A 26,069-nucleotide genomic window follows, 5' to 3' on the forward strand; every position below is an offset into this window, starting at 1 on the left:
CGCCGAAAACCAGTTGAACCATCCGTGTAAATTACTCCCAGTCAGACAAGGAAAGTAGAGATGGCAGCCAAGAAAGCCGCTCGGAAAAGTTTGAATCTCGCGCCGGTCCTCGATCTGAACGAGGCCAACGCGCTGCACGGCCAGCTGATGGGTTTGCGCGGCAACGCGCTTGTTATCGACGCCTCCGCGGTGGAGCGTGTCGGGGCGTTGTGCGTTCAGGTCCTGATGGCCGGAGCAAAAAGCTGGGAAGAGGATAAACAGTCTTTCACCTTCGCCAAGGTGTCGGACGCATTTACGAAAACGACACAGCTCATCGGGGTCAATATCGATCACCTGATGGCAAAGGAGATCTGAGAAATGAAAAAGAAAGTTCTCACAGTCGATGATTCCAGAACCATCCGGAACATGCTTCTCGTCACGCTGAACAATGCCGGTTTCGAAACGATCCAGGCGGAAGACGGCATCGAGGGTCTCGAAATTCTCGAGGATGCCAATCCGGACGTCATCGTCACCGACATCAACATGCCCCGCCTCGACGGTTTCGGTTTCATCGAAGGCGTGCGCAAGAACGAGAAGTTCCGGGCGATCCCGATCCTCGTGCTGACGACGGAAAGCGACGCGGAAAAGAAGAACCGCGCTCGCCAGGCAGGCGCGACCGGCTGGATCGTCAAGCCGTTCGATCCGACAAAACTGATCGATGCCATCGAGCGCGTAACCGCCTAAGCCAGGATTGCCCCCATGGATATGAACGAAATCAAAGAGATTTTCTTCCAGGAATGCGAGGAGCAACTCGCTGAGCTGGAATCCGGTCTCCTGCGGCTCAATGACGGCGACCGTGATCCGGAAACGGTGAACGCGGTTTTCCGCGCGGTGCACTCCATCAAGGGCGGTGCCGGAGCTTTCGGACTGGATGATCTGGTCTCTTTCGCGCACGTGTTTGAGACCACTCTTGATTGCGTTCGTTCCAACAAGCTGGAGCCGACACAGGAAGTCCTGAAAGTCATGCTGAAATCGGCGGACGTTCTGGCCGACTTGACCAACGTCGCGCGCGACGGCGGCAGTGTCGATCAGGCCCGTTCAGCACAGTTGATCCGGGAGCTCGAGGCGCTCGCCAAGGGCGAAGCGCCGCCTGCGGCCTCGGCGTCGGAGCCGGTTGCACCCAAGGCCGCCGTGGCAAAACCGGCTGCCGTTGCCAAGGCGGCGCCGGTCGAACCGGTCGTCAACGAACACGGCTTTGCCCCTGTCGCCTTCTCCTTCGATGATTTCGGTGGAGACGAAGACGACGCAGTGGGCGATCTTCCGGCCTACGACATCGTCTTCAAGCCGAAGTCGGAACTCTACACCAAGGGCAATGAAGCAACGCTGCTTCTGCGCGACCTCTCGCGACTGGGTGAAATGAGCATCCATTGCAACATGGACAGCCTGCCGCCGCTCGACCAGATGGACCCGGAAACCGCCTATTTCTCCTGGAAGGTGTCGATCAAGACCGACAAGGGCGAGGATGCCATTCGTTCGGTGTTCGAATTCGCCGAGTGGGATTGCGAACTGGACGTGACGGCCGTGGAAACGGGCGAAGCTTCGGACGCTGCCACCGACGACTTGCCGATGCAGCCGGTTCCCTTCGATCTCTCGGCGCTCGATGGCGACCTGGATGTGCCTCTCGGTGTCGTCGAAGAGGAAGAGCAGATTGCCGCCGCCCAAGAAGCAGCCGCCGAAACGGCGAGCAACGTCGTGCAGATGGCCGGCAACGCATCGCGTGCCGCAGCCAGCGAAAAAAGCGTGGCCGCCGCCGCCGCCCAGAACAATGCCCAGCAGGCCTCGTCCGCCGCTGCCCCGACGATCCGCGTCGATCTCGATCGTGTCGATCGGCTGATCAACCTTGTCGGCGAGCTTGTCATCAACCAGGCAATGCTGTCGCAGAGCGTCATCGAGAACGACTCGAACGGCGTTTCCTCGATCAATATGGGCCTGGAAGAGCTTCAGCAGCTGACCCGCGAGATCCAGGATTCGGTCATGGCCATCCGCGCGCAGCCGGTCAAGCCGGTGTTCCAGCGCATGGCCCGCACGGTCCGCGAAATCGCCGATATTACCGGCAAGTCGGTTCGCCTCGTCACCGAGGGAGAAAACACCGAAGTCGACAAGACTGTTATCGACAAGCTGGCCGAACCGCTGACGCACATGATCCGCAATGCGGTCGACCACGGCCTTGAAATGCCGGAAAAGCGTCTTGCCGCCGGCAAGAGCGCCGAAGGCACGGTGAAGCTGACCGCCAAGCACCGCTCGGGGCGCATCGTCATCGAACTGTCCGACGACGGCGCCGGTATCAACCGCGAGAAGGTGCGCCAGAAGGCCATCGACAACGACCTGATCGCGGCCGACGCCAACCTGTCCGACGAGGAAATCGACAACCTGATCTTCCACGCCGGCTTCTCCACCGCCGACAAGGTCTCCGACCTTTCCGGCCGCGGCGTCGGCATGGACGTGGTCAAGCGCTCGATCCAGGCACTTGGCGGCCGTATCAACATCTCGTCGAAGCCGGGCCATGGCTCTGTCTTCACCATGAGCCTGCCGCTGACGCTGGCCGTTCTCGACGGCATGGTCGTCACCGTTGCCGGCCAGACGCTGGTCGTACCTTTGACGGCGATTGTCGAAACGCTGCAGCCGGATGCCGCGGCGATCCATTCCTTCGGCGCGACACAGCGGTTGATCTCGATCCGCAATTCCTTCTGCCCACTGGTCGATGTCGGTCGCATCCTGAATTTCCGCGCCACCCAGGCAAATCCGGTGGAAGGCGTCGCCCTTCTGGTGGAATCGGAAGGCGGCGGCCAGCGCGCCCTGATGGTCGATGCCATCCAGGGCCAGCGCCAGGTCGTCATCAAGAGCCTGGAAGCCAACTACACGCACGTGCCCGGCATTGCCGCCGCCACCATTCTCGGTGATGGCCGTGTCGCTCTCATCCTGGACGTAGATGCCGTCGTCTCGGCATCGCGCGGCCAGTCCTTGCAACTCGAATCATCGCTGGCCGCCGTAGGGTAAGACCATGACGTATCTGGCAAAAAATCTGACGAACGGAGGGCGCGAACTCATCGCGTTCCGCATCGGCGATCAGGAATTCTGCGTCAATGTCATGTCGGTGCGGGAAATCCGCGGCTGGACACCTGCGACGCCGATGCCGCATGCGCCACAATATGTGCTTGGTGTGATCAACCTGCGCGGTGCGGTCCTGCCGATCATCGATCTGTCGGCCCGCCTCGGCATGAAGCCGGCCGAACCGACCGTGCGCCATGTCATCATCGTGACGCAGGTCAAGAACAGGGTCGTTGGTCTCCTCGTCGAGGCGGTCTCCGACATTTTGACGATCAACGACGACGATATCCAGCCGACGCCGGATATGACGTCCGAGTTCGAGCGGACATTTGCCCGCGGCATCCTGGCGATCGAAGGCAGAATGATCTGCCTGATCGAACTGGAAGCCGTGTTTCCTCATACCGAAAGTGAAGCTGCATGAGCATGCCAGCCGCCTTTGACAGCAAGCTATCCCCGGACGAGTGCCTGGCGAGCGGGGAATATCCGCTGACGCGCCGTGACCTCGCCGAGATCGCTGCCATGATCTATGCCGATGCCGGCATCTATCTTAACGAATCGAAGGCTTCGCTCGTCTATTCCAGGCTTTCCAAGCATATCCGTAATATCGGCCTGAAGGGCTTCCGCGAATATTGCCAGCTGGTTTCATCGCCGGCGGGTGCTGCCGAGCGCCGCGACATGCTTTCGCACCTGACGACGAACTTCACCCGTTTCTTCCGCGAGAACCACCACTTCGAGCATCTGAAATCCGACGTTCTGCCCGAGCTTATTGCCCGTGCCAAGAATGGTGGCCGCGTGCGCATCTGGTCGGCGGCTTGTTCGGACGGGCAGGAGCCCTATTCGATCGCGCTGACGGTTCTGTCGATGCTGCCGAATGCCGCCGATTACGATTTCCGCATTCTTGCCACCGACATCGACCCCAAGATCCTGGCACTTGCCCGGGCCGGCGCCTATGACGCGACTGCCCTTGAGACCGTCAGCCCGGCGATGCGCAAGCAGTGGTTTTCGGAAACCAACGTCAACGGCCGCCAGAAGTGGCAGGTTGATGACCGGGTCAAGAAGCTGATCACCTTCAACGAGCTGAACCTGATGGCGCAGTGGCCGTTCAAGGGCCAGTTCGACGTCATTTTCTGCCGCAACGTCGTCATCTATTTCGACGAACCGACCCAGATGAAAATCTGGTCGCGGTTTGCCGGCATGCTCAACCCGAAGGGACATCTTTACATCGGCCATTCCGAGCGTGTTTCCGGCGATGCGAAGTCGGTCTTCGACAATATCGGCATCACCACCTACTGCTACAACGGCAAGGGTCATGGAGGACGCTCATGAGTGCTGCACGCGTTCTTGTCGTCGATGATAGCGCCACCATGCGTGGATTGATTACCGCTATCCTGAGCAGCGATCCGGATGTCCAGGTCATCGGCCAGGCCGCTGACGCCATGCAGGCACGTCAGGCGATCAAGGATCTTGATCCCGACGTCATTACGCTCGACATTGAAATGCCCAACATGAACGGGCTGGAATTCCTGGAAAAGATCATGCGCCTGCGCCCCATGCCGGTGATCATGGTCTCGACGCTGACGCACAAGGGGGCCGAAGCCTCCATCGCGGCGCTCGAAATCGGTGCGTTCGATTGCGTCGGCAAGCCTCTGCCCGGAGATCCGCGTCCGTTCAGCGATCTCGCCGAAAAGGTGAAGGCCGCAGCACGATCGCAGCGCAAGCATATCATCTCCGGTAACAAGATTGCCGCCCCGAGCGCTGCCAATGCCAACGGGGCTTCAGACTATAGAGCCGGCCGCAAGATCATAGCGATCGGCTCCTCCACGGGCGGTGTCGAAGCCCTGATCGCGGTGTTGCAGAAATTTCCGGCCAACTGCCCGCCGACGGTAATCACGCAGCATATGCCGCACACCTTCACCAAGAGTTTTGCCGAGCGTCTGAACCGTCTCTGCGCTCCCACTGTGGCGGAAGCTACGGATGGGGCACGGCTGGAGATCGGCAAGATTTATTTGGCACCGGGCGGCGAACGTCACCTTCAGGTCGTCAATCCCTCCTCACCCAGCTGCCGTCTGCTGGATCGCGAACCGGTCAACGGTCATCGACCTTCCGTCGATGTGCTGTTTGATTCCGTCGCGGAACTCGCAGGCCGCAATGCAGTCGGTGTGATCCTGACCGGAATGGGTCGCGACGGCGCATCCGGTCTTTTAAAAATGCGACACGCAGGTGCCCGCACATTCGGTCAGAATGAAAAAACCTGTGTCGTGTATGGAATGCCGAGGGTTGCCTATGAACTAGGCGCCGTCGAAACCCAACTCCCCCTCGGCTCAATCGGGGAAGAAGTCTTGAAAAGCACCGCCGCCCGAAGAGAAGGAAACGAATAAATGTCCCTAGCGGAAAAAATCAAAGTTCTGATCGTCGACGATCAGGTCACCAGCCGCCTGTTGCTGGGCGACGCCCTGCAGCAACTCGGTTTCAAGCAAATCACGGTCGCCGGCGATGGCGAGCAGGGTGCCAAGATCATGGCCCAGCAGCCGCATCATCTGGTGATTTCCGATTTCAACATGCCGAAGATGGACGGTCTCGGCCTTCTGGCCGCGGTCCGGAACAATCCGGCGACGAAGAAGGCGGCCTTCATCATGCTGACGGCGCAGGGCGACCGCGCGCTGGTCACCAAGGCAGCGGCTCTTGGCGCCAACAACGTGCTGGCTAAACCCTTCACCATCGAAAAGATGAAGGCAGCAATCGAGGCTGTGTTCGGGGCGTTGAAATGACCACTGAGGCTGCGATCAAACGTGTGCATGTCATTCAGGGTGAGTGGAAGGTGGTCAATGATCCGGACGTCGTGCTTTCGACCATTCTTGGCTCCTGCGTGGCTGCGTGCATGCGTGATCCGGTCGCAGGTGTCGGTGGCATGAACCACTTCCTTCTGCCGGGGTCGGCGGACGCGATTTCTTCAGGCGGCGATGCCACACGCTACGGCGTGCATCTGATGGAGTTGCTGATCAACGGGCTCCTGAAGAAAGGTGCCCGCCGCGAACGGCTGGAGGCAAAGATTTTTGGCGGGGCAAAGACGATTGCGCGGTTCTCCAATGTCGGTGAGCAGAACGCGCTGTTTGCCCGGCAGTTCCTGATGGACGAAGGTATTCAGGTCGTGGGCGAGAGCACTGGCGGCGATCACGGCCGTAAGCTCGAATACTGGCCGCTCAGCGGCCGCGCCCGGCAATATGCCCTGACGGGCGTGGAAACGCAGAAGACCGTGGCCCAGGAGCAGCGCCCGAGGCCTGCGCCGAAGCCGGTCGATAACGCGATCGAGTTCTTCTAGGGCCTGGGCTGCATTCCGGTTTCGCTCGGGGTGCGGCTTTGGCAGATTGTATGAGTGTTTGGCCGTTCGGCTGGGAAATCTTGGACGGCAATTGTGCCAGCGTGAGGACGAGTAATGCTGACTGAACTGAAGAGCCATATGCCCCACGTTGACGAGGCGCTCCCGGATGTGATGATGCGCATCGTTTCGGAGCTCTATGACGTGGCTTACCTCATCGAGCGGATCGAACCGATGCTGAGCGATATTCATGGCGAGGCGGTTCTGGAATCGACCGATCGCATGAAGGTTCTGCAGGGCATCGATCTTGCCGTGCAGAAAACACGCGGCCTTGCCGAGTTCATCGATACCGTCACCGCCGCCATTCCCCAGTCCTGGCTCGTGGACGTGACCACAGCTCTCAATCTCGTCAAGCTTGCCGACATGCAGAAGTCGCTCGGCAACGGCATGCTGCGCCACGGTCATTCCCAGCCGCTGACGGAAGCGGCCGGCGATTTCGAAGCCTTCTAGCCGTCGCCAAGTCCTTTTCCGCCTTTTCCGCCGCCTCAATGATCGTCTTGAGGCGGCGGTTTCGTTTTGGGCCGGATCCAGGTCGGCCGACTATTTTGCACCGCAGCCAAAAGCGGCCTTCCAAGACAAGTTCGCGCAAGTTTCGTTTCCTAGTGTGCCAATCGGGACTGGTAGATTTGCGCGTGATTTGACGAAGTCGGACAGGCGCCCGATCGATCCAGTAAACCCGAATGTTTGGATCTGCGCATGTTTACTCCCCAGGCGATGTTGCCTGACCGGAACATGCGCCACTGGGTGCGGAAACAGAATGAATCTGTTGGATCAATTTTCGACGGTCACGAAAAACCTGGCTGCTCTCGGGCAGGGAAAACTCATAGCGCTGATTTCAGCCGGGGTAATCGCAGTCGGGATCGTTCTCGCTGCCGGCCTCTACGTCAACAAACCTTCCTATGAAACGCTGTATGTCGGGCTGGAGAGCAATGACCTCAACCAGGTCAGCGTTGCCCTTGCCGAAGCAAACATCGATTTTGAGGTCGGCTCCGATGGATCCAGCCTGCAGGTGCCGGTCGGTATGACGGGTAAGGCGAGACTGTATCTCGCAGAGCGCGGCCTGCCCAACAGCGCCAATGCCGGCTACGAACTCTTCGACAATGTCGGTTCGCTGGGCCTTACCTCCTTCATGCAGGAAGTCACTCGCGTCCGCGCACTCGAGGGTGAGATCGCCCGCACGATCCAGCAGATCTCCGGAATTTCGGCGGCTCGCGTCCATATCGTCATGGCCGACCGCGGCAGCTTCCGAAAGACCGAGCAGAAGCCGACGGCTTCGGTGATGATCCGGGCCAGCGCCAATATTGGTCGCAACGCCGCAGCATCGATCCGCCATCTGGTGGCGTCGTCCGTTCCGGGCCTTGGCATCGACGATGTAACGATCCTCGATTCGACCGGTCAGCTTTTGGCCTCCGGTGACGATCCGTCCAACAGCGCAATGAACCAGTCGCTGGGCATCATTCAGAATGTTCAGCAGGAAATCGAAAGCAACATCGACAAGGCGCTCGCGCCATTCCTCGGCATGGACAACTTCCGTGCCAGCGTCACCGCCAAGCTGAACACCGATACCCAGCAGATCCAGGAAACGGTCTTTGATCCGGAATCGCGCGTCGAACGCTCGACCCGGGTCACCAAGGAACAGCAGAAATCCAGCCAGCAACAGGCGGACAACGCGGCGACCGTGCAGCAGAACGTTCCCCAGGCCGCTCCGACAGGCGGCGCCACAGGGCCCCAGTCGAACGACCAGACGGAAAAGAAGGAAGAACAGACCAACTACGAAATCAACTCGAAGACTGTCGCGACCGTCAAGAGCAGCTATACGCTGGAAAAGCTTTCGGTCGCCGTCGTCGTCAATCGCGGTCGGGTTGCCGCCATGGTCGGCGAGGGTGCGGACCAGGCGAAGATCGACGCCTATGTCCAGGAAATGCAGAAGATTGTCGCCTCGGCTGTCGGTCTGGATCCGGCACGCGGCGACACGATCACGCTGACCGCGATGGACTTCGTCAACACGCAACTGCTCGACGAGGCGGTTTCCGGTCCGGGCATCATGGAAACGCTGACCCGCAATCTGGGTGGTATTATCAATGCCCTTGCCTTCATTGTGGTGGCCTTCCTGGTGGTTTGGATGGGAATGCGTCCGCTGGCCCGATCGATGGGGCTGGGTGGCGGTGGCGCGGCGCTTGCCGAGAACGAAGCGGTCGGCCTGGAATTGCCGGACTTCTCGCCCGCGGCGACCGGTGCGGCCGGTGGGGCCCTCATGGAAGGCTTCGGCTCCGATTTCGGGTTCGACAGCACCGACGACCTGCTCAGCCTTGGAGACGAAGGCGGCTTCAACCGAAGGGTCAAGGAAGGCCCCGAACGCAGGCTCGCCCGGATGGTCGAAATCAGCGAGGAACGTGCCGCCAAGATCCTTCGCAAATGGGTTGCCGAGAAGGCCGCCTGACGACAGACGGTCGTTTTCTCCATCGACGTATATGTGCAAAAAGAGACCCGCCGATGCCGGCGGGTTTTTCAGTTTGCACAGGATAAAAGTTGTTTCAACTCAGGAGCAGCGTGGGAAAATGCGTCTGCACCCTGGCGCGCAGACCCAGCCTTTCATCGGATTCTGAAAAAAATCGCCGTTAAATCATTGGGCCCATATTCCCGCCGACAATAGACTCGCCTCAGTCTTCTGTATTGCCTTGGCGCGACGGCGTACCGGCAAGAATCGCGACGCATCCAAACGACGTAACGATTCATTTCGAGATTCGTTATATTTAACAAAACGTTACTTTTTTCCTGGGGACGATGCGGTTTGTCTGGGCCGTTGCGGGTGGTGGTCCAGGTATTGATTCGGGCAATCCGCCAAGATTCAGCATGATCAAACTATTACTGCAATAATATTTTAATATTAACTTTGCATTTTTTGCGTTGCACCTATTTTGATGGCGCGTTGCGATGATGTAATTCGGCAACATCGCGAAAAACAAATAAAAAAATGAAAACTTGACAAATGCGACTGATCGAAAAAATGGTGATTTGCTCAGCCGTTTTGGCGCGCTAGCAAGAGCTTCGCGCCGTCCAATCGATGGGACCCGGGGCGTTGCAGACAATAATTTTTATAAAAACGCTACAATTACAGTTACTTAAAACGAACGGGCGGCGATCTGTAGTCCTCGCATCGTCTTGCAAATCACCTTGATACGAATCGTTTCACGGAATTATCCAAAAGTAAATCCCGATAAGCGGGCAGTAGTTTTTCACAGAGGGCGATGTACATTTTATGTAGTGATTCGCGTACTGATTTGCGGATGTCGGGGAAGGCGGAATGCCTCGACACAGTTGCCGGCGGCGGCGGCGAAAGACGCTTGAATGAGCACAGGCGAATCCATCACGGGGGTAATGTCATGGATGCTCTACAAACAGAGATTGCGATCTGGCCCGCGCCGGTCGCGGGCGTGCGTGGTGTCGGGCGGGCTCCATCCAAGGAGCAGCTCATTCGCAGGCTTGGCGAGTTCGCCGAGCGTGGCAACCTGAACAAAGGTCTTGCCGCCCTGACGGACTACGTCGGCGCCACTCACTATCTTCTTGCGCGGTACGATCTGTCGCAGGATGAAGGTCTCGACTTCGTCGTGTGTTCGGACTGGCCGTTCGATGTCGTCAAGCGCCTTGGCAAGGTCATGTCGCAACTCCATTCCAAGACCAACGAAATGGAGAAGTGTCTTTCTGTGATGCAGCCGGTCTTTATGAGCCTGCCGGATGACATCGACATTAGTCGCGGCATCAGCCGCGAATATTGCGCCATAACCTTCAATGTCGGGCGCGCCCGTCTGTCGCTGATGCTGCTTTTCCCGCAGGACGTGATCCTCTCCCAGGAGAGCCTGAGGGATGTCGGTCTGCTGACGGGCTATTTCGCCAGCTTCACCAGCGAGCGCGGCGTGCGGACCGATCGCGAATTCGAATTGACGGAACGCGAGCTCGAGTGCCTCTTCTGGATCGCCGAGGGCAAGACCAGCGACGAGATCGCCGTCATCCTCGGCATCTCGCGCAATACCATCAACAACTACATCACCAGCGTGATGCGCAAGACGGCGACGAAGACCCGCTCCGAGGCCATCGCCTATGCCGTTCGTAACAACCTCGTTTAGGAAGCCGGCCATGACCTATTTCCTTCCGAATCCACGTGCAGGAGATGATTGCAAGGCCGGGCGGCAACAGGCCAGGGCGTCACGGGCGGCGACGCTCGTCGCACGGCTCCAGGTCATGCAGAAGCAGATCAACGCCAGGAACTTTGCCGTTCTGCGCCTGAATGGAAACGGTCTGCCGGCGTCGCGAAAGCTGACCTGTGTCCTCGACAACTGGGGCGCTGACGCCGAAGCAACGGCGCACGAACTGACATCGGCCTATGGCGAGGAGTTGCTGGCGCACCTGGATACATCGCTGCTGCCGGTCATGTGGAACGGCACCGGCGAATACCAGGCGGCGGAGACATCGGACTTTGCCCGCTTCACCCAACGTCTGGCTGCGCGGATACTGCCGTATTCCGGCATCGCGCTGCCGGTCAGGCTTGGTGCCCAGGGCAATGGCTATGTAGTCTTCACCGGCAGCTACATCGACCTGTCGAGCGAGGCGATCATCGATCTGCACGGCCGAAGCTGCCAGATCATGACGGACCTGTTGGCGGCAGACGAACGCCGGATGCTCCCGGCCGAATCGCTCAGCGATCGCGAGATCGGCTGTCTGCAGATGGCCGGCGACGGATACATCAGCGAGGAGATCGCCGAGAAGATGGGACTGTCGGTCCATACGGTAAACGCCTATCTCGGCGCGGCGACGACCAAGCTGGATTCGGTCAACAGAATCCAGGCGATCGCCAAGGCCATTCGTCTCGGCTATATCAGCTGATTGGATTTTTTCGGCCATCATGGCCGGCGTCCGGTTTCAACCCGCAAGCGCGGTCGGATAGGATTTGGTGAATTTCGCGGCGTTCAGGCTCTTGACCAGAAACGCGGTATTCTCGTCCGGGTCGTTGGACGGCTTTTGAAAGGCGATATGGTTGATTTCAAGGCCGGCGGAATCCTTGCCCAAGGCGAGTTGGGCATAGATGGTGACGCCGTCCGGCTTCAATTCGAGATCAAGGGTGATCTCCGGCTCTGTGTCCCAATCCAGCGAGTAGTTGCCGCCGATCCCGAAATTTACCGTGCCGGGAAGAAAATAGAGTTCCGCCGCTGACGATACCAGATCGGCCAGGCTCCCATGCGATTCAAAACGGAGCAGCGCGATGAAGTCGGCTGCATCGATCAGACGCAATTCGGTCGCAACAGGACGAATCGCATCAGCTACTATTTTTTCGCGTTGTTCCGAATATTCGCATTTTTTCATTGGGATCACGTCATCCGTTTCGGCTGCGTTGCATAGACCCGGTGAATGAGTTCGGCGACTGCCTTGTAAAACACCGGTGGAATCACACTATCCACCGAGACTTGCGCAAACATTGAGCGGGCGAGAGGCGGGTCTTCAAAAACCGGGATGCCATTTTCCTCCGCGATCTCGCGAATCTTCAGCGCCACGAGGTCCTGGCCCTTGGCAACCACCACCGGCGCATCGCCCTCCTCGCGGACATAACGCAGCGCAACGGCATAGTGCGTCGGGTTTGCAATGACGAGCGTGGCGCGGGGAACCGAGGTAATCATGCGCCGGCGGGCGCGGTCGCGGGCAATCGAGCGAAGCCGCGCGCGGATGATCGGGTCGCCCTGTGATTGCTTCAGCTCTTCCTTGACCTCCTGTTTCGTCATCCTGAGTTCGGTGTACCAGTGGTGCCGTGTCCAGAAGAAGTCGGCGACCGCGATAACGCAGGTGGAGATCAGGATGACGATCATGATCTGATTGAAATCTTTCGATATCGTCGCGAAAATCGTCAGCGGATCCGAAAACATCGAATCGAGCGTGGCGTAGTAGTCGTTCCAGAGTGTCAGGACGATGATGAGCGAAACGATCGCCACCTTGGTGAATGCCTTGGCGAATTCAACGACACCTTGAATGCCGTAAATACGCTTGAAGCCGCCAATCGGCGAAATCCGGTTCATCTTCGGCGCGATGCGATCGAGTACCGGCGTCGGAAGGTTCTGCAGGATCGACGAACCGATCCCGAATACGATCAATAGGGTGAAAAAGGGAATGAGCAATGCGCTCGCCTTCCAGAACAGGTGGGAGACCAGCGCAACCACGTCCGTTGCTGTATCGATACGCCACGCTTCCGGCTGCTCGAAAATATCCTTCAGCGATTCCGCGACGGTGGCGAAACCCTGGGGCAGGAAGAAAACGACGAAGATGTAGATGGCCACGACCGAGGCGAACATGGTGACTTCGCGCGAGAAGGGCGTGTTGCCCTTCTCGATGGCGTCGGTCATTTTTTTCTCGGACGGCGATTCTGTTTTGCTATCTTTGTCCTGATCGTCCGACATCGGATGAAGACCTCTCGTGCATCATGGCGGCCGTTGCCGTTAAACGGTTGTGAGCCGAGGCCAAAGAGCATGCAAGAAAGATATGTGCGGAAACCCGATGCTTCACAGAAAGTAAAGGGAACGGGTGGGCGCCTCACGAAAAAACCCTCCAATCGAAATCGATTGAAGGGTTTTGCGTGCTGGAAGGCGTGAAGGGCGATGCGGCGTCCGATCAGGCCGCGGCCGCTTCCTTTTCCTTGAGTTCGATCTGGCCGCTGGCGGCAAGGCGAATGGCTTCCTGCGTGATCGAACGGCGGGCAATGGCGATATCGCGCGGATTGATGCCGACGTCGCCGGCTGCCAGGTCCGATTCGATCATGCGGCGCTGGCGCGCGCCGATGGCGGCGAGGACAGATTCGCGCAGTTCCATGCTCGATCCGCGCAGCGCCATCGTGATGATGTCGCCCGATACGTCGTTGAACAGCTGCACGCGGCTGCGCTGCGGCATGTAGAGGACGTCGTCGAAGAGGAAGATCTTCGGGCGAACCTTCTTGACCGATTCCGCGCTGATGGATTCGAGCGAGGCAAGGAGCGTATCGACCTGGTTTTTTTCCAGCTCGTTCATGACTTCGGCGATCTTGAGCGATCCCACCGAGTTCCGATCCGAATCCAGCTCGCGCATCAGCTCGATCACACGGGTTTCGATGATCTGCGCGGCCTTGGGGCTGACGTTCTTCATGTTGACGGCACGGTTGATGATGTCGGCGCGGCTGCTTTCGGGCAGTTGCAGCAGAACCTTGGCGCCAAAGGTCGATGGCATCATCGACAGGACATAGGCGATCGTCTGTGCATGTTCCTTGCCCAGGCTCTGGGCGACGTAAACCGGGTCGGAATCCTGCAGGCGGTCCCAGATATTGGCTTCATAGGAGGCAAAGGCCGTGCGGCGGCCGAGCAGGCCGTCCACTTCGTCCGGCGTCAGGCCCTCTTCAAGAATGCCTTCGATGGCCTTGGCATTGTCCATCAGGCCGGCGCCTTCGGTGAACAGGTCCTCGAACTCGTTCACCAGGACTTCCAGCTCGTGGGGAGGGATCGAGCGGAGCGACTGGGCCGAGGCGATGATGCCCTGTAGTTCGCTCTGTGTGAAGAATTTCAACAACTTGCCGGCAATGGGCTTGCCCATCGCGAGGAGAACGGCAGCAGCCTTGTCCATCTGGGTGAGTGGCCGGGTAAGCGCCGAAGCTTCAAAATTGTCGAAATCCATCATGGATTGATCCTCATGACCCTAACCGGGTTCAAACTTTACTGGTACCCTTGATTTCGATGAGTTTTACACCGAAACGTGTTTCGTCTTCGTCAAGAACCGTGATCTCGCCACGGCCGATGACCCGGCCGTTGACGACGATTTCGACCGGCTCGCCGATCTTGCGGTCGAGGGCGATGGTCGCGCCTTCCGTCAGGTTCATCAGGCCGGAGACCTGCATGCGGCTCGTGCCGAGCACGATCTGCACATCGATCGGAATGTCCATGATCAGATCGAGATTGGCCGTCATGCCGCTGCCGGGTTCGCCGGAAGCCTGATTCTCGAACGTGCTGCCGCCGCCAAAGGAGTCGGCGTCGAAAGCCGAAGACGCCGTACCTTGATCCAGGTCGGCGAAACTGCTGCTGCCGCCGAAATCGCCGCCGAAGCTGCTGAGATCGCTGTCGGGTGTTTCGAACGCGGTTCCGAAATCCGATGTCTCGCCGATCGTCGACGTCGCGGCGAAATCCATGCCGAAATCCGTTTCCGGGATAGTGCCCGTGGCATCGCTTTGCAGGACGCCACGCAGATCGTCGATGGCCTGATCGAGCTCGGCATCGCCGACGTTCAGGATCGTCTTGTCTTCAATTGGTGCTTTCTTGGGTGCCATGTGCAAACTATTCCAGTTGAAACTTGCCCCAACCATGTTGCCGGGTAAGGCAGGGGGCTTTTAACTCATCAGATGGTGGAGAATGTCATTCTCCGAACCGTGGGTATCCTTGATCCGAACCGTGTATTTTGCGCCGGACCGCCCGAACTCGCAGACATAGAGGTCGCGGCCGTTGGCGTTGATCTCGACGCGGACGTCCTTGGCATCCTGGAAGGGAATGACGTCGCCGGGCTGAAGGCGGCTGATTGTGTCGAGGGTCAGGCTCTGCAGCTTGATGCGTGCCTCAAGGTTTACGGTGGAGCGTCGCACCTGCTGTTCCAGCTGTTCGCCCCACTCGCCCTTGGCCTTGCGCCCCTGGCCGACGCCCTTTGGAAAAACGACGGTCGTCTTTAGCAAGGTCTGTTGCGGGACGATGATCGAGAAGGTCGAAAGAACGGGCCCGAGACCCATCGTCACATTGATGCAGGCGGCATAGACATCAGCGACATCCGGATCCGCGGCCGGTCGTTCGCCCGCATTGTAGGGCCGTCCGATAATCGGCTCGAAGCTGCCGGCAACAGTGACCGCCGACTTCAGTACGTCGGCCACCTTTTCGAAGATCATGGTCGCCACATCGAGTTCGATGTTGGAAAGCGAGCGCGGTTTCGGCTCTTCGATCGTGTTCGACGGCGCGCCGAGCAGGATTTCCATCAGGGTGATAATCACGGGGCTGTCACAGCTGATGATGAAATCGGGGCACCAGTTGCGCAGGGATGTGTCGCACAGGGCCACGCCGCTGCCGAGCTTGGCAATCAGTTCCGACTTCAGGCCGGTATCGAAGCCGCCATAGCCGATCTCGATACCGAGACCGGTTTCGTTCTGGAAGATGTCCGGCAGGAATTCGGTAAAGACCTGTCCGATTTCGCCGCACAGCTTGCCGATCGTCTTGGCGTCGCCGAGCCCGCCGGTCATCCGGGCAAGCAGCTTGCGGTCGAAGGTATACACGTTGTTCTTGTCTGCTGAGGTCATCGGATCAAGCCGCCTTGCTTTCGCTGCCGCCGCCGGGGTTCATCATTTCCTGCTCGACGGCATCGATCGAGGGGCGCTCGTATGCCGAAATGGTCTTGCGGCCGTATTCGAGTGCGACTTGTGGGACAGAGCCGTTCATGTAGGCAAGCAGGGTCTGCTTGACGATGATATACAGACGGTTCTGCTTGTCGCGGACGGCCTTGATGTTGGCGATCACCGGGCTGGCGATACAGTAGGACAGGAAGATGCCGAGCATGGTGCCGACGAGCGCGGCGGCGATCTTGCCGCCCAGCACTTCCGGCGCTTCGGAAATGGCGCCCATCGCCTTGATGACGCCGAGGACGGCGGCGACGATGCCGATGGCGGGGAAAGCGTCGCTCATCGTCGTCAGCGCTTGATAGGGTTTCATCTTGTCGTGGGTGATCGTGTTGATTTCCTCGTCCATCAGCGCCTCGATCTCGTGTGAACGGGCATTGCCGATGATGATGAGGCGGACATAGTCGCAGATGAAGGCCGTTAGCTCCTTGTTCTTCAGCACCGTCGGGGCGGACTGGAAGATCGCGGATTCGTCGGGGTTGTCGATATGGCTTTCGATCTCGTTGCGTGACTTCGTGCGCAGATCCCGCATCAGGCTGTAGAGCACGCCCAGCGTGTCGAGATAATTGCGCTCCTTCGGTACCTTGTGGGTAAAGGCCTCGCCGAGTGCCTTGCCGGTATCCTTCAGCACCTTCATCGAATTGGCCATGATATAGCCGCCGATGCCGGCGCCGCCGATGATGAGGAGCTCGAAGGGCTGGTTCAGGACCTCCATATGGCCGCCCATGGCGATGAAGCCGCCGAGGATACAGCCCAATGTCAAGAGGAACCCGATGATGATGTTCATTTCGATACCTGCCGCAATGGTGGATTTTCGATCGTATCGTTAGGCGGTCAGCCTTGCGTGAGGCTGGCTGTCGGCCGCTTTTGCGGGCCTTGCGGGGAAACAGGTTCGCGCAAGCAACAGCCGTCAGGTTTCCGTTCAATCGGCGCTTGTTGCGTCATTTCTAATGGATGAACGGGGAAACGTCGTGACGACGACTTATACCAGCTACCAGATGATAGCAGGCAACCTCACCAAATCGCTGGAACGGGTGTCCGAGCAGCCGGATGTGGCGCGCGAGACCGAATATTATCTGGCCAATATCGGCAACGTCAAAACGATCGACGACTTCTTCGCCGATACGCGGCTTTATAACTACGCCATCAAGGCTCATGGCCTTGAAGACATGGGGTATGCCAAGGCTTTCATGCGCAAGGTGCTGACCGAAGGCGTCGATGGCGATGACACTTTCGCCAAGCAGCTGACCGACAGCCGCTATTCGGACCTCGTCGAATCGCTGAACTTCGCCCGCAACGGCACGGCGGCCACATCCTTCGACAAAGCCCAGAAAGGCGTCGCTGACAAATATGCGCGCCAGACCCTGGAGCAGAATGCAGGCGAGGAAAACGCCGGCGTGCGCCTGGCGCTCTATTTCGAACGCACGGCGCCAACCGTGACCAGCGCTTTCGGTTTGTTGGCCGACGACGCCCTGGCACAGGTCACCCGCACGCTGCTGCAGATGCCTGACGAATTCGCCGCGTCCGATATCGACAAGCAGGCGGCGGCAATCGAGAAATCGATCGATATCAAGGATTTCCAGGATCCGGCCAAGCTGTCGAAGATGCTGGAACGGTTCACCGCACTTTGGGAAATCAACAACTCTTCGGATCCCTATGATCCACTCGCCGTCTTTGGTTCATCCAGCGGGTATGGAATTTCCTCCGACCTCCTTCTCTCCATCAATACGCTGAAACTCGGGGGACGCTGAAATGCAAACCGGTCTCTATGTTGCCGTCTCATCCCAGATGGCGCTTGAAAAACGCATGAACACGCTGGCCGACAACGTCGCCAATTCGAGTACGGTCGGCTTCCGTTCGACGGAAGTGAAGTTCAACCAGTTGCTCGGCGATACAAAGCCCGCAAAGGTGTCGTTCGTTTCCGAGGGACAGGAGTTCCTCAACACGAACAATGGCGGCCTGAACCGCACCGGCAACCAGCTGGATTTTGCCATCAAAGGCGATGCCTGGTTCCAGATCGATACGCCAGGTGGTACGGCGTTGACTCGCGACGGCCGCTTTACCTTGACGGAAACCGGCGATCTGGTGACCCTTAGAGGATATCCGGTTCTCGACGCCGGCGGCGCACCGATCCAGCTCAATTCCCAGGCCAACGAAATCAAGGTGGGCGCGGACGGCTCCATTCACCAGGATGGAACCCAGGTCGCCGCGCTCGGCCTCTACGAAGCCAATTTCAGCAACGGCTTTTCCCGCTACGATAACAGCGCTGTCATGCCCAAATCCCAGCCTGAGCCGGTCGTCGATCGCTTCGATGTCGGCGTGATGCAGGGCTATGTCGAAGAATCCAACGTCAATCCGGTTCAGGAAATGTCGCAGTTGATCATGGTGTCGCGCGCATTCGAGAACGTTACGGCACTGATGCGCGACAGCGAAGGGTCGCTGGACGAAGCGATCAAGACGCTCGGCGGCAGCAAATAGCATCGTTGATTTTTTAATGGCTGAAGCCACGCACAGGCAGGCTCTTTAGGGCTGGCGCGCAGACGGCAGGAACCGGAATGCACAACGAAAAACTCCAGATACGCAATTCGTCGACGTCGCTGGCGGCGCTCGCCGGCCTTGTCGGGCGTTATTCCAATCCGGATTTTTCGATCGCGCCGGGCGGCCATGTCCAGATGATCTCGGCTGGCCACTACACGGTGACCGGGCTTTCCCGCCATGTTCGCCTCGGCGATTTCGTCGCGCACAAGAGTTCGACCGGCGTTCATCTCGGCGAGGTCGTGAAAGTCGAGCAGGAAACTGTCGTCGTCTGCCCGATCGAGCCGGGCGATCCGATCGGCATTCACGACACGGTGATCCGCAAGGGTGCATTCCGCATCGCGCCGACCGAATCCTGGTGCGGCCGCACGATCAACTCGCTGGGAGAGCCCATCGACGGGCGTGGCCCGTTGATGCAGGGCGACATCCGCAGGCCCATTTCCAACACCGCGCCACCGTCGATGACCCGCAAGCGCGTCGAACATGGCTTCCGCACCGGTGTACGGGCGATCGACATCTTTTCTCCGCTCTGCCTCGGCCAACGTCTCGGCGTCTTCGCAGGCTCCGGCGTCGGCAAATCGACATTGCTGTCGATGCTTGCCCGCGCCGATGCCTTCGACAAGGTCGTTATCGCGCTGGTCGGCGAACGTGGCCGTGAAGTACGCGAATTTATCGAGGATACGCTCGGTGAGAACCTCTCCAAGTCGGTGGCGGTGGTCGCCACCAGTGACGAGAGCCCGATGCTGCGCAAGATGGCGCCGCTGACGGCCGTGACGATTGCCGAGCATTACCGCGACCAGGGCGACAATGTCCTTTTGATCGTCGACAGCGTTACGCGCTTTGCTCATGCCATCCGCGAGGTCGCGACCGCCTCGGGCGAGCCGCCGATCGCACGCGGTTATCCCGCCTCCGTCTTCACCGAGCTGCCGCGTCTTCTCGAACGTGCCGGTCCGGGCGCCGAAGGGGCGGGAACGATCACCGCGATCATCTCCATTCTCGTCGATGGCGACAATCACAACGACCCGATCGCCGACTCGACGCGCGGCATTCTCGATGGCCATATCGTCATGGATCGCAGCCTCGCAGAAGAGGGCCGCTATCCGCCGATCAATCCGCTTGCATCCGTATCGCGCTTGGCGCGCAAGGCCTGGTCGCCGGACCAGGAGAAGCTCGTCGGGCGCTTGAAATCGCTGATCCACCGCTTCGAGGAAACCCGCGATCTGCGCCTCATCGGCGGTTACCGGCCGGGCAGCGATCCGGACCTGGACATGGCGATCAAGCAGGTTCCCGTCATCTACGACATTCTGAAACAGACGCCCGGTGAGCGGCCGGCCTTCGATGCGTTTACCGACCTCGCAAATGCGCTGAAGGCGGCGGCGACCATCGGCGGTCAGGCGCAGAACACGCGAAGGGGATAAGCGATGACAGATTACGATGCCGACGAAATCGTGCCCCAGCGCAAGCGCGGCGAACGCACGCCATTGATCGACAAGGCGCTAGGCGCGACGGGTGTCGCTCTTGCAGCGCTCGCCACGTTCTTTCCCTGGTATGCTTTCCTGCACCAGGACAAGTTTTCCATGCCGACCCTTTGGCAGGGCAACACGCGTGACGTACCGGGCCGCGAAGGCCACGGCGGCACGTCGTCTCCCGTCGCGATGATGGAGCGCGACGCTGCAACGCAGGAAGCCATTGATCAGCTGACAACAGCCACGGTTCCGAACGCGGGCGACGCCAAGAAACCTGGCGCAGAGGAAGATCTGGAGCAGCCGTTTCCCTCCGCTAACGGCTTCAAGCTGATGCATGTCGCCAACGGCCGTGCGCTGATCGAAGACAGCAGCGGCATGTATATTGTCCGCATCGGCTCGACGCTGCCGGACAACAGCCGCCTCGCAACATTGGAACAGCGCGACGGGCGCTGGGTGATGATCACCTCCAAGGGCGACGTCTACCAGGCGGACTGACAAAGGCCGCCCCTCTGTTGCCGACAATGCCGTGCCAGTGTCAGCCTGACGAGCCCTTGACGCGCCAGCGCGTCCCCCGTCCTTGCCTCTTCGTCTGACGGCCCGTTTGCCTGCGCCCAGGCACGTTGCTTTGCAGCGCCCGCGTCTGCCGCTTTTCCCATGCGTCATCCAATTCAGGTCCACGCAAGATTGCTTCCATAGGTTCGGCGGCAACAAGCATGGAGTCGCATGATGCAACCGATACAGCTTTTCGATCTCGCTTCCCGGCAGGCACAATGGCTGGCAGTCCGCCAGAACGTCGTCGCCGGTAACATCGCCAACGCCAATACGCCGCACTATGCCGCCAAGGACGTCAAACCCTTCGAGAGCGTCCTGCAGGAAACGGGCTTTCAGATGGCGGCCACCAATCCTGCGCACTTTACCGACGGAAGCAGCTCGGCGCAGGTGACGGAAACCAGCATGCTCGACGATGCCGAGGTTCAGCAGTCCGGCAACAGCGTTCAGCTGGAAAAGGAACTGATGAAGACCGGTGAAGTCAAACGCGACTACGAGCTCAATACCGGGCTGGTGAAGGCGTTTCACCGGATGATGCTCATGACGGTACGGAAGTAACGGCCATGGATCCTCTGGTTTCAGCTCTCAAGGTTTCGGCCTCCGGTCTCGAAGCGGAATCGACGCGCCTGCGCATCGTTTCGGAAAACATCGCCAACGCCCGTTCCACCGGCGACACACCGGGCACCGATCCTTACCGCCGCAAGACAGTGAGTTTCGCCGCCGAAATCGACCGCGCCAGCGGCGCATCGACTGTCGAGGTCCAGCGTCTTGGAACCGACGATTCCGAATTTAACGTCGAGTTCGATCCGGGCAATCCGGCAGCCGACGACAAGGGCATGGTCAAGCTGCCGAACGTCAACGTGCTGATCGAAATGGCCGACATGCGGGAAGCGAACCGCTCCTACGAGGCCAATCTCCAGACCACGAAGCAGGCACGCGACCTGATTTCCGCAACAATCGACCTTCTGAGGGCTTCGCAATAATGATCAATGCAATCCAGACCATCGGCGCCGCCCTTTCGACCGTCAAGGACGTGGCGTCCACGTCCAGCGCTTCCTCAGCGCAAAGCATTCTCGGCGGTGCGGCCACGGCCGGCAAAACCCAGAGCTTTGCCGAAGTCATGGGCAACATGGCGACCGAGATGACCAACAGCCTCAAGCAGTCGGAAGTCTCCTCCATTCAGGGCATCCGCGGCGAGGCCAACACCCGCGAAGTCATCGACTCCGTCATGAACGCCGAGCAGTCGCTGCAAACCGCCATCGCCATCCGCGACAAGGTTGTCAGCGCCTATCTCGAAATCGCACGTATGCCGATTTAAAGGATAATAACAATGAAGGCTCTCTCGATCGCCGCGACAGGCATGAACGCTCAGCAGCTGAACCTGGAAGTGATCGCGAACAATATCGCGAACATCAACACCACCGGTTACAAGCGCGCGCGTGCGGAATTCTCCGACCTTCTCTACCAGACCGAACGCGCCCAGGGCGTGCCGAACCGCGCCAACCAGGCGATCGTCCCGGAAGGTGCCATCGTCGGCCTCGGCGTTCAGACTTCCGCAGTCCGCAACCTGCATCTGCAGGGCAGCCTTGTCAGCACCGGCAACGACCTCGACATGGCACTGGTCGGCCGCGGCTGGTTCCAGGTGGAAACGCCCGACGGCGAAACATCATACACCCGGGCCGGCGCCTTCAACACCAATGCCGACGGCCAGCTTGTGACGATCGACGGCTACACGGTCATTCCGGAAATCACCGTACCGGCGAATTCCAGCGAGATCACCGTCAGTTCCTCCGGTGAGGTGTCGGTTCGCGTCGGCGCCGACACGATCCCCACCCAGATCGGCCAGCTGACGATCGCAAACTTCGTCAATGAGGCAGGTCTTGAGCCGCAGGGCGACAACCTCTTCAAGCAGACGGCTGCTTCCGGCGAGCCGGTGGTCGGGACCCCGGCCGATCCGGGCTACGCGCAGATCAAACAGAAATATCTCGAAGCGTCGAACGTCGATCCGGTCAAGGAAATCACCGACCTGATCTCCGCTCAGCGCGCCTATGAAATGAATTCGAAGATCATCCAGGCGGCTGACGAAATGGCCGCGACGGTCAGCAAGAACCTGAGATAAAAGAGGGAATGGCAAACATGACGTTTCGCCGGACTGCCACCGCATCGATATTGACAGCTGCTGCGACCCGCGCAAGTTTCCTTCTGCGGGCGCTGGCGGTCACCGGTTCCCTTTGCGCCGGCCTGATATTTCCAGGCGCGGCATTCGCCGAAAAGCCCATGGCGGTCATCCCGACCCAGACCATCTATCCAGGCGAAGTCATCGACCGCAACCGTTTGGAAGTGGTCGAGGTTACCAATCCCGCTCTTGCTGGTGACTATGCGACATCTACCGAGCAGGTGACGGGCAAGGTGACCAGCCGCACGCTGCTGCAAGGGCGCGTCATTCTCGTTTCCGCATTGCGCGAGCCCTATGCGGTGGAGCGTGGCAAGGCGGTGCGGATCGTCTTTACCAACGGCCCCCTGACGATCACCGCCGGCGGCGCCCCGCTGGAAAACGCCGCGGTCGGCGATCTGATCCGGGTGCGCAATACCGATTCCGGCATCATCGTTTCCGGAACGGTGATGGATGACGGCACAATTCATGTGGTGGCAAAATGATCTTTCGTTTCGGCAAATGGTTGCTGGCGCTCGCGGCGGTCTTTTCAATCGCGATCACGCCGGCCGAGGCTGCGTCGCGCATCAAGGACATTGCTTCACTGCAGTCGGGGCGTGAGAACCAGCTGATCGGCTATGGTCTCGTGGTCGGCCTTCAGGGAACCGGCGACAGCCTGCGGTCTTCGCCCTTCACCGAGCAGTCCCTGCGCGCCATGCTGCAAAATCTCGGCATTTCGACGCAGGGCGGCGATTCCCGCTCCAAGAACATTGCCGCCGTTCTCGTGACGGCCAATCTGCCGCCCTTTGCCAGCCCCGGCGCCCGCATCGACGTGACTGTCGGATCGCTTGGCGATTCCACTTCGCTGCGCGGCGGGACGCTGGTCATGACCTCGCTGTCCGGTGCCGACGGTCAGATCTACGCGGTTGCGCAAGGGTCGGTCGTCGTGACGGGTTTCAGCGCCCAGGGCGACGCTGCATCCGTTACACAAGGGATTACCACGTCCGGCCGCGTTCCGAACGGCGCGATCATCGAACGGGAACTGCCGGCCAAGTTCAAGGACGCCTTCAATCTCGTGCTTCAATTGAGAAACCCTGACTTTTCGACCGCCGTCGGCATGGCCGCGGCCATCAATCGCTACGGTAAAACCCAGTTCGGCGGCAACATCGCCGAGGCGCGCGATTCCCAGTCCGTCGAGATCGACAAGCCGAAGATGGCCGATCTCTCCCGCCTGATGGCCGATATCGAGAATCTCGTCATCGAAACAGACGTGCCCGCGCGCGTCGTGATCAATGAACGCACCGGCACGATCGTCATCGGGCAGGATGTGCGGATCAACCGGGTTGCCGTCAGCTACGGCACGCTGACGGTGCAGGTCACCGAAACGCCGACCGTCGTGCAGCCGGAACCCTTTTCGCGCGGTGAAACGGCGGTCGAGCCGAATACGACCATCGACGCGTCGCAGGACGGCGGCACCGTCGCCATCCTGGACGGTTCAAACCTGCGCTCGCTTGTTGCTGGTCTCAACAGCATCGGTGTGAAGCCGGACGGCATCATTTCCATTCTCCAGGGTATCAAGACGGCCGGTGCCCTCCAGGCGGAGCTCGTATTGCAATGACCGCACATAATAATCTTATCTTCGCACCGAACAGTCTGCGCCGCCGCCTGATGATGATCGCCGCGGGCTGCACCATGCTGGCCATGCCCGGCGCATTTGCGCAGGAGGTGGCAGCACCGGCCGCAGGCATCCCGGCGAATGGCGATGAAATCCAGCAGTTCTGCACCAATATCGCCGATGCCGCCCGCGACCAGCGTTATCTTCTCCAGAAGCAGGATCTCGAAAAGCTGCAAGGCGACATCGACGCGCGTATCGCAACGCTCGAGAAGCGCCGCGCCGAATACGAAGACTGGCTGAAGCGCCGCAACGATTTTCTCAAGCAGGCGGAGATCGGCCTGGTGGGTATCTACAAGACGATGAAGCCGGATGCCGCCGCTGCCAAGCTCGAGCTTGTCAATCCCGGCATCGCAGCGGCGATCATCATGCGGCTGCCGCCGCGCCAGTCCAGCCTGATCCTGAGCGAGATGAGCAGCGAGAAGGCGGCGGTTCTCACCAATGTCATCTCCAGCGCCACAGACCCGAACACATCGAAGGAACCGTCATGAGATATCCGCTTTCGGTTCTTCTCGCCGCCAGTCTGCTGACGGGATGTCAGAACCAGACGATGAACGAGATCGGCAAGGCGCCCGCCATGAGCCCGATCGGCAGCGGCCTGCAATATGCGCAGACGCCGCAGATGGCGATGTATCCGAAGGAGCCGCGCCAGGTCGTCAACGGCTATTCGCTGTGGAGCGACAACCAGGCAGCCCTGTTCAAGGACGCCCGCGCGCTCAAGGTCGGCGACATCCTGACCGTCGATATCCGCATCGACGACAAGGCTTCATTCGACAACAAGACGGATCGCAGCCGAACCAACGACAGCGGCTTCAACATCGGTGCCAATGGTCAGTCCGAATCGAGTGACTTTGGCTGGAAGGGCGGTCTCGACTACGGCTCGAACACCAAGTCCAAGGGTGAGGGCACGACGGAGCGCTCCGAAAAGCTGGTCCTGTTGATCGCGGCGGTGGTTACCGGCGTACTCGAAAACGGCAATCTGCTGATCAGCGGTTCGCAGGAAGTTCGGGTCAACCACGAAATCCGTATTCTCAACGTTGCCGGTATCGTTCGACCCTACGATGTCGATGCGAAGAACATGATCTCCTACGACAAGATCGCCGAGGCACGTATTTCGTATGGTGGCCGCGGCCGCCTGAGCGAAGTGCAGCAGCCGCCATGGGGCCAGCAGGTCATGGATATCGTTTCGCCGATCTGACGACGCGACAGTGCCGCGCCTGACGTGGCCAACACTTGATGGATTTTAAAAATGGACGACGCCGATACCGCCAATGCCGGTCAGAAGAAGTCATCGCCGGTCGTCATGATCGCGGCACTCGCCGTCCTGACGTTGATCGCCGGCGGCGGCGGCTGGCTGGTCGGCGGCATGCTTGCTCCGGCACCGGTCAGCGCCGAGGAGGCAAAAATCATCGAGGACGCCAGGGCGGCGATTGCTTTGAAAAAAGCCGGGCAGCCGCAGGCGGCCGAAGAGGGCGGCAAGAAAGACGAGGGATTGCCGAAAATTGCGACCGAGGCCAATGGTGTCGTTCAGCTTGATGCGATCACCACCAACCTCGCCTATCCCACCGAAAACTGGATCAGGCTTGAAGTCGCGCTGCTTTTCAAGGGTGCACCCGACGTGGCGATGGCCGAGCAGATCCATCAGGATATCGCCGCCTATCTCAAAACGGTGTCGCTGCAGCAGATCCAGGGACCGCGCGGATTTCAATATCTCAAGGATGACATCGAGGAACGGGTTGACCTTCGCTCCGAAGGGCGCGTAACCAATGTCATCTTCAGGACATTTGTTATCCAATGATTCG

General features: G+C 59.5%; 31 protein-coding genes. 25 read left to right on the forward strand and 6 right to left on the reverse strand.

Annotated elements, in window-relative coordinates; all coding sequences use genetic code 11:
• Positions 1-60: 60 nt before the first annotated feature.
• The 12 genes from J2Z75_RS26445 (at position 61) to visR (ending at position 11,344) form a co-directional block, all read left to right on the forward strand.
• Positions 61-354: an STAS domain-containing protein gene (locus tag J2Z75_RS26445; RefSeq protein WP_209856584.1), complete on the forward strand. Its 294-nt coding sequence runs from the start codon at positions 61-63 to the stop codon at positions 352-354.
• A 3-nt stretch (positions 355-357) separates the two neighbouring features.
• Complete coding sequence (gene cheY1, locus J2Z75_RS26450) at positions 358-723, forward strand: chemotaxis response regulator CheY1 (RefSeq protein ID WP_068951143.1); 366 nt, start codon at positions 358-360, stop codon at positions 721-723.
• 15 nt (positions 724-738) lie between these two features.
• Entirely contained in the window at positions 739-3,036 is a 2,298-nt protein-coding gene (locus J2Z75_RS26455; RefSeq protein ID WP_209856585.1) for a chemotaxis protein CheA, read from the forward strand.
• Between the two features lie 4 nt (positions 3,037-3,040).
• Positions 3,041-3,508 (forward strand): chemotaxis protein CheW, encoded by a 468-nt coding sequence (locus tag J2Z75_RS26460; RefSeq protein ID WP_209856587.1) that lies wholly within the window; start codon positions 3,041-3,043, stop codon positions 3,506-3,508.
• Positions 3,505-4,413 (forward strand): protein-glutamate O-methyltransferase CheR, encoded by a 909-nt coding sequence (gene cheR, locus J2Z75_RS26465; protein WP_209856589.1) that lies wholly within the window; start codon positions 3,505-3,507, stop codon positions 4,411-4,413. Before J2Z75_RS26460 ends, cheR begins: the two co-directional genes overlap by 4 nt.
• Positions 4,410-5,465 (forward strand): protein-glutamate O-methylesterase CheB, encoded by a 1,056-nt coding sequence (gene cheB, locus J2Z75_RS26470; RefSeq protein ID WP_209856591.1) that lies wholly within the window; start codon positions 4,410-4,412, stop codon positions 5,463-5,465. Before cheR ends, cheB begins: the two co-directional genes overlap by 4 nt.
• Positions 5,466-5,855, forward strand: a complete 390-nt coding sequence (locus tag J2Z75_RS26475; RefSeq protein WP_037156526.1) for a response regulator — start codon at positions 5,466-5,468, stop codon at positions 5,853-5,855.
• Complete coding sequence (gene cheD, locus J2Z75_RS26480; protein WP_209856593.1) at positions 5,852-6,406, forward strand: chemoreceptor glutamine deamidase CheD; 555 nt, start codon at positions 5,852-5,854, stop codon at positions 6,404-6,406. The genes J2Z75_RS26475 and cheD overlap by 4 nt, the downstream gene beginning before the upstream one ends.
• Positions 6,407-6,520: 114 nt before the next feature.
• Positions 6,521-6,913 (forward strand): chemotaxis protein CheT, encoded by a 393-nt coding sequence (cheT, locus tag J2Z75_RS26485; RefSeq protein WP_209856595.1) that lies wholly within the window; start codon positions 6,521-6,523, stop codon positions 6,911-6,913.
• Positions 6,914-7,220: 307 nt separating this feature from the next.
• Positions 7,221-8,903, forward strand: coding sequence for a flagellar basal-body MS-ring/collar protein FliF (gene fliF / locus J2Z75_RS26490; RefSeq protein ID WP_209856597.1), 1,683 nt, complete (start codon positions 7,221-7,223; stop codon positions 8,901-8,903).
• Between the two features lie 943 nt (positions 8,904-9,846).
• Positions 9,847-10,587: a transcriptional regulator VisN gene (gene visN / locus J2Z75_RS26495; RefSeq protein ID WP_209856599.1), complete on the forward strand. Its 741-nt coding sequence runs from the start codon at positions 9,847-9,849 to the stop codon at positions 10,585-10,587.
• A 10-nt stretch (positions 10,588-10,597) separates the two neighbouring features.
• On the forward strand, positions 10,598-11,344 hold the full coding sequence (gene visR, locus J2Z75_RS26500; RefSeq protein WP_209856601.1) for a transcriptional regulator VisR: 747 nt from the start codon (positions 10,598-10,600) through the stop codon (positions 11,342-11,344).
• Between the two features lie 36 nt (positions 11,345-11,380).
• Here the strand turns inward: visR and J2Z75_RS26505 are convergent, their stop codons facing one another.
• The 6 genes from J2Z75_RS26505 to motA all read right to left on the reverse strand — a co-directional run bounded on the left by J2Z75_RS26505 (position 11,381) and on the right by motA (position 16,680).
• Positions 11,381-11,821, reverse strand: a complete 441-nt coding sequence (locus J2Z75_RS26505) for a hypothetical protein (RefSeq protein ID WP_234937587.1) — start codon at positions 11,819-11,821, stop codon at positions 11,381-11,383.
• A 5-nt stretch (positions 11,822-11,826) separates the two neighbouring features.
• On the reverse strand, positions 11,827-12,903 hold the full coding sequence (flhB, locus tag J2Z75_RS26510) for a flagellar biosynthesis protein FlhB (protein WP_209856603.1): 1,077 nt from the start codon (positions 12,901-12,903) through the stop codon (positions 11,827-11,829).
• A gap of 211 nt (positions 12,904-13,114) precedes the next feature.
• The gene (gene fliG / locus J2Z75_RS26515; protein WP_209856605.1) at positions 13,115-14,146 is read right to left on the reverse strand and encodes a flagellar motor switch protein FliG; all 1,032 of its coding nucleotides are present in this window, start codon (positions 14,144-14,146) and stop codon (positions 13,115-13,117) included.
• A gap of 28 nt (positions 14,147-14,174) precedes the next feature.
• Entirely contained in the window at positions 14,175-14,789 is a 615-nt protein-coding gene (gene fliN / locus J2Z75_RS26520) for a flagellar motor switch protein FliN (protein WP_209856607.1), read from the reverse strand.
• Between the two features lie 60 nt (positions 14,790-14,849).
• On the reverse strand, positions 14,850-15,797 hold the full coding sequence (locus J2Z75_RS26525) for a FliM/FliN family flagellar motor switch protein (RefSeq protein ID WP_209856609.1): 948 nt from the start codon (positions 15,795-15,797) through the stop codon (positions 14,850-14,852).
• A 4-nt stretch (positions 15,798-15,801) separates the two neighbouring features.
• On the reverse strand, positions 15,802-16,680 hold the full coding sequence (motA, locus tag J2Z75_RS26530) for a flagellar motor stator protein MotA (RefSeq protein ID WP_209856611.1): 879 nt from the start codon (positions 16,678-16,680) through the stop codon (positions 15,802-15,804).
• 184 nt (positions 16,681-16,864) lie between these two features.
• Between motA and J2Z75_RS26535 the strand changes: the two genes are divergently transcribed.
• The 13 genes from J2Z75_RS26535 (at position 16,865) to J2Z75_RS26595 (ending at position 26,065) form a co-directional block, all read left to right on the forward strand.
• Positions 16,865-17,644, forward strand: coding sequence for a DUF1217 domain-containing protein (locus J2Z75_RS26535; protein WP_209856613.1), 780 nt, complete (start codon positions 16,865-16,867; stop codon positions 17,642-17,644).
• Between the two features lies 1 nt (position 17,645).
• Complete coding sequence (flgF, locus tag J2Z75_RS26540) at positions 17,646-18,371, forward strand: flagellar basal-body rod protein FlgF (RefSeq protein ID WP_209856615.1); 726 nt, start codon at positions 17,646-17,648, stop codon at positions 18,369-18,371.
• 77 nt (positions 18,372-18,448) lie between these two features.
• Positions 18,449-19,846, forward strand: a complete 1,398-nt coding sequence (fliI, locus tag J2Z75_RS26545; RefSeq protein WP_209856617.1) for a flagellar protein export ATPase FliI — start codon at positions 18,449-18,451, stop codon at positions 19,844-19,846.
• A 3-nt stretch (positions 19,847-19,849) separates the two neighbouring features.
• Entirely contained in the window at positions 19,850-20,389 is a 540-nt protein-coding gene (locus tag J2Z75_RS26550) for a flagellar protein (RefSeq protein WP_209856620.1), read from the forward strand.
• Positions 20,390-20,620: 231 nt separating this feature from the next.
• On the forward strand, positions 20,621-21,001 hold the full coding sequence (gene flgB / locus J2Z75_RS26555; RefSeq protein WP_209856622.1) for a flagellar basal body rod protein FlgB: 381 nt from the start codon (positions 20,621-20,623) through the stop codon (positions 20,999-21,001).
• Positions 21,002-21,006: 5 nt separating this feature from the next.
• Positions 21,007-21,426: a flagellar basal body rod protein FlgC gene (gene flgC / locus J2Z75_RS26560; RefSeq protein ID WP_209856624.1), complete on the forward strand. Its 420-nt coding sequence runs from the start codon at positions 21,007-21,009 to the stop codon at positions 21,424-21,426.
• Complete coding sequence (locus tag J2Z75_RS26565) at positions 21,426-21,761, forward strand: flagellar hook-basal body complex protein FliE (protein WP_209856626.1); 336 nt, start codon at positions 21,426-21,428, stop codon at positions 21,759-21,761. Before flgC ends, J2Z75_RS26565 begins: the two co-directional genes overlap by 1 nt.
• Before the next feature lie 12 nt (positions 21,762-21,773).
• Positions 21,774-22,562 (forward strand): flagellar basal-body rod protein FlgG, encoded by a 789-nt coding sequence (gene flgG, locus J2Z75_RS26570; RefSeq protein WP_209856628.1) that lies wholly within the window; start codon positions 21,774-21,776, stop codon positions 22,560-22,562.
• 17 nt (positions 22,563-22,579) lie between these two features.
• Positions 22,580-23,101: a flagellar basal body P-ring formation chaperone FlgA gene (flgA, locus tag J2Z75_RS26575; protein WP_209856630.1), complete on the forward strand. Its 522-nt coding sequence runs from the start codon at positions 22,580-22,582 to the stop codon at positions 23,099-23,101.
• Positions 23,098-24,213, forward strand: coding sequence for a flagellar basal body P-ring protein FlgI (locus J2Z75_RS26580; protein ID WP_209856632.1), 1,116 nt, complete (start codon positions 23,098-23,100; stop codon positions 24,211-24,213). The genes flgA and J2Z75_RS26580 overlap by 4 nt, the downstream gene beginning before the upstream one ends.
• A gap of 50 nt (positions 24,214-24,263) precedes the next feature.
• Entirely contained in the window at positions 24,264-24,758 is a 495-nt protein-coding gene (locus tag J2Z75_RS26585) for a MotE family protein (protein WP_234937598.1), read from the forward strand.
• The gene (flgH, locus tag J2Z75_RS26590; RefSeq protein ID WP_209856639.1) at positions 24,755-25,465 is read left to right on the forward strand and encodes a flagellar basal body L-ring protein FlgH; all 711 of its coding nucleotides are present in this window, start codon (positions 24,755-24,757) and stop codon (positions 25,463-25,465) included. Before J2Z75_RS26585 ends, flgH begins: the two co-directional genes overlap by 4 nt.
• A gap of 51 nt (positions 25,466-25,516) precedes the next feature.
• Positions 25,517-26,065 carry a flagellar basal body-associated FliL family protein gene (locus J2Z75_RS26595; protein WP_209856641.1) on the forward strand — a complete coding sequence of 183 codons (549 nt, stop codon included), beginning with the start codon at positions 25,517-25,519 and terminating at the stop codon, positions 26,063-26,065.
• Positions 26,066-26,069 lie beyond the last annotated feature (4 nt).

The organism is Rhizobium herbae, from assembly GCF_017873135.1.
Lineage (GTDB): Bacteria > Pseudomonadota > Alphaproteobacteria > Rhizobiales > Rhizobiaceae > Pararhizobium > Pararhizobium herbae.

Bases quoted from the DNA above. Each gene is read 5' to 3' on its own strand.
- J2Z75_RS26445 (WP_209856584.1), top strand. From the start codon at position 61: ATGGCAGCCAAGAAAGCCGCTCGGAAAAGTTTGAATCTCGCGCCGGTC.
- cheY1 (WP_068951143.1), top strand. From the start codon at position 358: ATGAAAAAGAAAGTTCTCACAGTCGATGATTCCAGAACCATCCGGAAC.
- J2Z75_RS26455 (WP_209856585.1), top strand. From the start codon at position 739: ATGGATATGAACGAAATCAAAGAGATTTTCTTCCAGGAATGCGAGGAG.
- J2Z75_RS26460 (WP_209856587.1), top strand. From the start codon at position 3,041: ATGACGTATCTGGCAAAAAATCTGACGAACGGAGGGCGCGAACTCATC.
- cheR (WP_209856589.1), top strand. From the start codon at position 3,505: ATGAGCATGCCAGCCGCCTTTGACAGCAAGCTATCCCCGGACGAGTGC.
- cheB (WP_209856591.1), top strand. From the start codon at position 4,410: ATGAGTGCTGCACGCGTTCTTGTCGTCGATGATAGCGCCACCATGCGT.
- J2Z75_RS26475 (WP_037156526.1), top strand. From the start codon at position 5,466: ATGTCCCTAGCGGAAAAAATCAAAGTTCTGATCGTCGACGATCAGGTC.
- cheD (WP_209856593.1), top strand. From the start codon at position 5,852: ATGACCACTGAGGCTGCGATCAAACGTGTGCATGTCATTCAGGGTGAG.
- cheT (WP_209856595.1), top strand. From the start codon at position 6,521: ATGCTGACTGAACTGAAGAGCCATATGCCCCACGTTGACGAGGCGCTC.
- fliF (WP_209856597.1), top strand. From the start codon at position 7,221: ATGAATCTGTTGGATCAATTTTCGACGGTCACGAAAAACCTGGCTGCT.
- visN (WP_209856599.1), top strand. From the start codon at position 9,847: ATGGATGCTCTACAAACAGAGATTGCGATCTGGCCCGCGCCGGTCGCG.
- visR (WP_209856601.1), top strand. From the start codon at position 10,598: ATGACCTATTTCCTTCCGAATCCACGTGCAGGAGATGATTGCAAGGCC.
- J2Z75_RS26505 (WP_234937587.1), bottom strand. From the start codon at position 11,821: ATGAAAAAATGCGAATATTCGGAACAACGCGAAAAAATAGTAGCTGAT.
- flhB (WP_209856603.1), bottom strand. From the start codon at position 12,903: ATGTCGGACGATCAGGACAAAGATAGCAAAACAGAATCGCCGTCCGAG.
- fliG (WP_209856605.1), bottom strand. From the start codon at position 14,146: ATGATGGATTTCGACAATTTTGAAGCTTCGGCGCTTACCCGGCCACTC.
- fliN (WP_209856607.1), bottom strand. From the start codon at position 14,789: ATGGCACCCAAGAAAGCACCAATTGAAGACAAGACGATCCTGAACGTC.
- J2Z75_RS26525 (WP_209856609.1), bottom strand. From the start codon at position 15,797: ATGACCTCAGCAGACAAGAACAACGTGTATACCTTCGACCGCAAGCTG.
- motA (WP_209856611.1), bottom strand. From the start codon at position 16,680: ATGAACATCATCATCGGGTTCCTCTTGACATTGGGCTGTATCCTCGGC.
- flgF (WP_209856615.1), top strand. From the start codon at position 17,646: ATGCAAACCGGTCTCTATGTTGCCGTCTCATCCCAGATGGCGCTTGAA.
- fliI (WP_209856617.1), top strand. From the start codon at position 18,449: ATGCACAACGAAAAACTCCAGATACGCAATTCGTCGACGTCGCTGGCG.
- J2Z75_RS26550 (WP_209856620.1), top strand. From the start codon at position 19,850: ATGACAGATTACGATGCCGACGAAATCGTGCCCCAGCGCAAGCGCGGC.
- flgB (WP_209856622.1), top strand. From the start codon at position 20,621: ATGCAACCGATACAGCTTTTCGATCTCGCTTCCCGGCAGGCACAATGG.
- flgC (WP_209856624.1), top strand. From the start codon at position 21,007: ATGGATCCTCTGGTTTCAGCTCTCAAGGTTTCGGCCTCCGGTCTCGAA.
- J2Z75_RS26565 (WP_209856626.1), top strand. From the start codon at position 21,426: ATGATCAATGCAATCCAGACCATCGGCGCCGCCCTTTCGACCGTCAAG.
- flgG (WP_209856628.1), top strand. From the start codon at position 21,774: ATGAAGGCTCTCTCGATCGCCGCGACAGGCATGAACGCTCAGCAGCTG.
- flgA (WP_209856630.1), top strand. From the start codon at position 22,580: ATGACGTTTCGCCGGACTGCCACCGCATCGATATTGACAGCTGCTGCG.
- J2Z75_RS26580 (WP_209856632.1), top strand. From the start codon at position 23,098: ATGATCTTTCGTTTCGGCAAATGGTTGCTGGCGCTCGCGGCGGTCTTT.
- J2Z75_RS26585 (WP_234937598.1), top strand. From the start codon at position 24,264: ATGATGATCGCCGCGGGCTGCACCATGCTGGCCATGCCCGGCGCATTT.
- flgH (WP_209856639.1), top strand. From the start codon at position 24,755: ATGAGATATCCGCTTTCGGTTCTTCTCGCCGCCAGTCTGCTGACGGGA.
- J2Z75_RS26595 (WP_209856641.1), top strand. From the start codon at position 25,517: ATGGACGACGCCGATACCGCCAATGCCGGTCAGAAGAAGTCATCGCCG.